Consider the following 3674-nt stretch of genomic DNA (forward strand, 5'->3'; position numbering starts at 1 on the left):
GCCGTCGGCCTGCTTTCACGGGATTTCCAGTCGGATCCGCTCGCTGGGTTCCAGTTCCCAGCCTTCGCGTTCTCGCCAGGCTGTCCGCAGCAGTTCGTGGAAGTGATGGACGCCACTCTCGCGCTTCGGATTGAGGCGGCCAGCCTCGTAGGATCCTGAAGCCAGTCCCTTCTGTACTGATTCGCAGATCTGGATGTCCTCTATTTGTATCTCGTCACTGAATGCCTGATCTTGCGACCGTCTTTTGAGCTCTTCGGTATCGGCTGAAGGGGGGTAATAGAAGTCAAAGTCTACGCGGCAGCGATTTGCAGACAGCGAAGTGACCCGATTGGTCTGCAGGCGATCCGGCAGGATGTTGAGCATCGTATTCGGGTAGATGAAGTAGTAGAGCGCTTCGCCGCTGCCGTAGAAGTTCTCGGAATTTTCCATGGGGCTTGATTGCAATGAATGCCAGGCAGAGGTTTCCGTCGTGTAGCTTCGATAGTCGAGCAGACGGTTCAGGGCAGGGTGGATGTGGGGCAGGTGATAGCCTTCGAGGAAGTTGTCGACATAGGTCTTCCAGTTTGCTTCGATTTCATAGCTGACGCGGTTGTGGAACTGGTAATCGTCGATGTGAGTCGTTCCAAGGCGGGAATCGATGCCCGCGAGCAGTTCCGCAAAGGGTGGGGCGCTGCCAACCGCCACGAACACCAGTCCGTGCCAGATCCCAACCTGGGCTTGTGGCAGCGCTATTTGACTGACATTGAAATCTTTTGCTTCACCCATTTCCGGCGCGCTGCGGAGCTGCCCCTCGAGGGTGTAGGTCCAGGCGTGGTAGTGGCAGCGCAGTGCGCGCGCGCCCTTGCCGTTGCAGGTTGCCAACGGGCCGGCGCGATGCCTGCAGACATTGTGGAAGGCGCGCAACTCTCCGTCTTCACCGTGGACGATGATGAGAGGGAGACCGGCCACTTCGGTGACTACATGATCCCCGGTGCCGGATAGTTCGCTGGCATGCGCGACGAGTTGCCAACTGCTGGCGAACACGCATTGACGCTCGGCGGCGAATGCATCCGGATCGGTATAGAAGGGTGCAGGCAGTGCAGTTGCCGTTTCGGGCAATTGCGGGACTAGCCATTCTGGTTTCGACTGGAAAGGCATCAAGGCCTCCTGTGCGCGTGTCTCAGTGCTGATATGGCCATTGGACGTCGCCACTGATCACGGTTTGTGTCTGGCCACCCACCCAGACCGTGGCGTCGTCATCGATGCGCAGGATGAGTTGTGCATCGTGGCCGATTTCGCGGCCCTGGCTGACGGTATATCCACGGGCGAGCGGCCCTTCCGGTTCGGCCGCGGCGATATAGGCTGCGACCAGTCCGTTGGCTGCTCCCGATGCGGGATCTTCGACGATGCCGACGCCGGCAGGAAATGCGCGGAGGACGATTTCGTGGCCAGGATCCTTGCTGCGTGCGAATACGCAAAGGCCAAGACTGTCGCTATCGAGAGCAATCTTTCTGATCGCGGCATGATCGGGATGCCAGGCGCGCAACGTCGCTTCACTGTCGAGTTCAGCCAGCCACCAGCGTCGACCACCCTCCACGAAGGCGGGGGGCAGCTTGCCCAGCCGGACCTTTCTCAAGGTGCTTGCGAGCAGGCTTTTCTCATCAACACCCGTTTTCAGGATCGTGGCCTTTGGCGCCTGTATGAACAGTCGCCTGTCGCTGGAATCGCCTTCCACACGTACTGGCAACAAGCCGGCCTGGCATTCCTGGATCAATACACCATCGCGCGGTTTGGCAAAACCCGAGAGCAGAGCCACATGGGCGCTGCCAATAGAGGGGTGGCCAGCAAAGGCAAGTTCGCGTGTCGGGGTGAATATGCGCAGCCGATAACTCGCCTCGCTGCTGACTGGGCGAAGCAGGTAGGTGGTTTCGACGATATTCGTCCATGCTGCGAATGACTGCATGGCCGTTTCGCTCCAGCCGTCCGCGCCAACAACGACGCCAAGCGGGTTTCCACCGCCAGGGTGCTGGGAAAAAACATCTAGCTGGAAATATTGATTGGATGACATGATCAACGGATGAGTGGAGTGTTCGTGAGGTGGCTGCGCGGTGGATCGAAGCTGTCTTGATCCTCACCGATGGCGGATCCGGTTCGGGGTTGATCCGGATGCCAAGCTTGCCACGTGATCCGCTTGCCGGACATGCCTTTCACGACCCAGACATCGCACGCAATCAAGGGAGCCAGCATGATTACCGTACATCATCTCAACAACTCACGATCCCAGCGCGTACTGTGGCTGCTCGAGGAACTCGGGCTCGAATATGAAATCGTCCGCTACGAGCGTGATGCCGAGACCATGCTTGCTCCGCCGGCTTTGCGCAAGGTTCACCCGCTGGGCAAGTCACCGGTGATCACCGAGAATGGCGTGACGGTCGCGGAATCCGGAGCGATTGTCGAGTATCTGGTTGATCGGCATGGCAGCGGAAAGCTGAAGCCCGCTCCGGGGACCGCTGAACAGCTTCGCTACACGTATTGGCTTCACTACGCGGAAGGCTCCGCGATGCCTCCTCTGCTGATGAGCCTGATCTTCTCGCGCATACCCAGGCAGCCGATGCCCTTCATCGTGCGACCGGTAGCGAAGGGCATCGCGAGCAAGGTCTTGACCAGCTATATCGAGCCCCAGCTCAAGCAGCACAGGGACTATCTCGAATCTGAGTTGGAGGATCGTGAATGGTTTGCGGGCGCAAAATTCACTGCTGCGGACATCCAGATGAGTTTCCCCATCGAAGCCTTTGCCGCCCGCGGCGGTCTGGGCGAAAAGCAGCCCCGTCTGAGTAGCTGGCTGGAGCGGATTCATGCGCGACCGGCTTACAAGCGCGCCCTCAAGCGCGGCGGTCCGTTCGAGTTGATTCGATAAAAGGGCGCTGACGGGGAATCATCCGGATGAGCACGACGCAATTCTGGCCCGGTCTGGCAGCGCCGCTGTTCAACGCCATGGCGCTGTTGCTGGCACTTGCATTTCACCGCAATCGTGCGGCCATGGTTCTTGCCTTGCTGACCTTGGTCTCGCTGGGTTTGAGCGGGCTGGGAGATCCTCGACTGGACGAGCGTGGGGCCGAAGCTGCTCGCATGTTTGCGCCATGGTTGCTGCTGTGGGCGGCTGCGATGCCGGAGCGCCGATTGTTCGCCAGGCGCAATCTCGTTCTGCTTGGCCTGCTTGCAGTTTCAACGTGGTTGACTCTGGATGCGCCGGCGCATCTCTGGCCAGGGATGCGCGCGCTGCTTCCGCTGGGCTGGCTGTCCTGGAAGAGCGGTCTTGTCGCCGCCGGCATCGTGCTGACCGCGGCACTCCTCTGTCTCTGGCGCTGGTTGCGGCTGCGTACTTCAATGGAATTTTCATTGGGGTTGATCCTGCTGATCGTCGGCGTTGCCCTGCTGCCACAGGTGCCTGATACCGCGAAAAGCAGCCTGCTGACCCTGTGTGGAGTGCTCGCACTGCTTGCGATACTTCACGCCTCGTATCGGATGGCATTCGTCGACGGACTCGCCGGATTGCCGAACAGGCGTGCGCTGGATGAAGCACTGGCAAGGTTATCGGGTGACTTTGCCCTGGCCATGGTGGATGTGGATCACTTCAAGATCTTCAACGACCGAAATGGTCACGCTGCCGGAGACCGCGCCTTGATATCCGTAGC

The 3674-nt window shown here is 59.6% G+C and carries 4 protein-coding genes; 2 read left to right on the forward strand and 2 right to left on the reverse strand.

From position 1 onward, the window contains the following. Positions 1 to 15: 15 nt before the first annotated feature. Entirely contained in the window at positions 16 to 1137 is a 1122-nt protein-coding gene (locus WBP53_RS03510; protein ID WP_423925986.1) for an aromatic ring-hydroxylating oxygenase subunit alpha, read from the reverse strand. A gap of 22 nt (positions 1138 to 1159) precedes the next feature. Beyond that, positions 1160 to 2047 carry a PhzF family phenazine biosynthesis protein gene (locus WBP53_RS03515; RefSeq protein ID WP_423925988.1) on the reverse strand — a complete coding sequence of 296 codons (888 nt, stop codon included), beginning with the start codon at positions 2045 to 2047 and terminating at the stop codon, positions 1160 to 1162. A 177-nt stretch (positions 2048 to 2224) separates the two neighbouring features. On the opposite strand from WBP53_RS03515, the gene WBP53_RS03520 reads away from it, so the two are divergent. Further along, entirely contained in the window at positions 2225 to 2896 is a 672-nt protein-coding gene (locus WBP53_RS03520) for a glutathione S-transferase (RefSeq protein ID WP_423925990.1), read from the forward strand. A gap of 26 nt (positions 2897 to 2922) precedes the next feature. Further along, positions 2923 to 3674, forward strand: a 752-nt coding sequence (locus WBP53_RS03525) for a diguanylate cyclase (RefSeq protein WP_423925992.1), incomplete at its 3' end; no start/stop codon positions are given.

It is taken from the genome of Dokdonella sp., assembly GCF_049593775.1.
In the GTDB taxonomy this organism is placed as follows: Bacteria; Pseudomonadota; Gammaproteobacteria; order Xanthomonadales; family Rhodanobacteraceae; genus Dokdonella.

Excerpts from the sequence above, each read along its gene's own strand:
- WBP53_RS03520 (WP_423925990.1), top strand. The coding sequence starts at position 2,225 with ATGATTACCGTACATCATCTCAACAACTCACGATCCCAGCGCGTACTG.
- WBP53_RS03515 (WP_423925988.1), bottom strand. The coding sequence starts at position 2,047 with ATGTCATCCAATCAATATTTCCAGCTAGATGTTTTTTCCCAGCACCCT.
- WBP53_RS03510 (WP_423925986.1), bottom strand. The coding sequence starts at position 1,137 with ATGCCTTTCCAGTCGAAACCAGAATGGCTAGTCCCGCAATTGCCCGAA.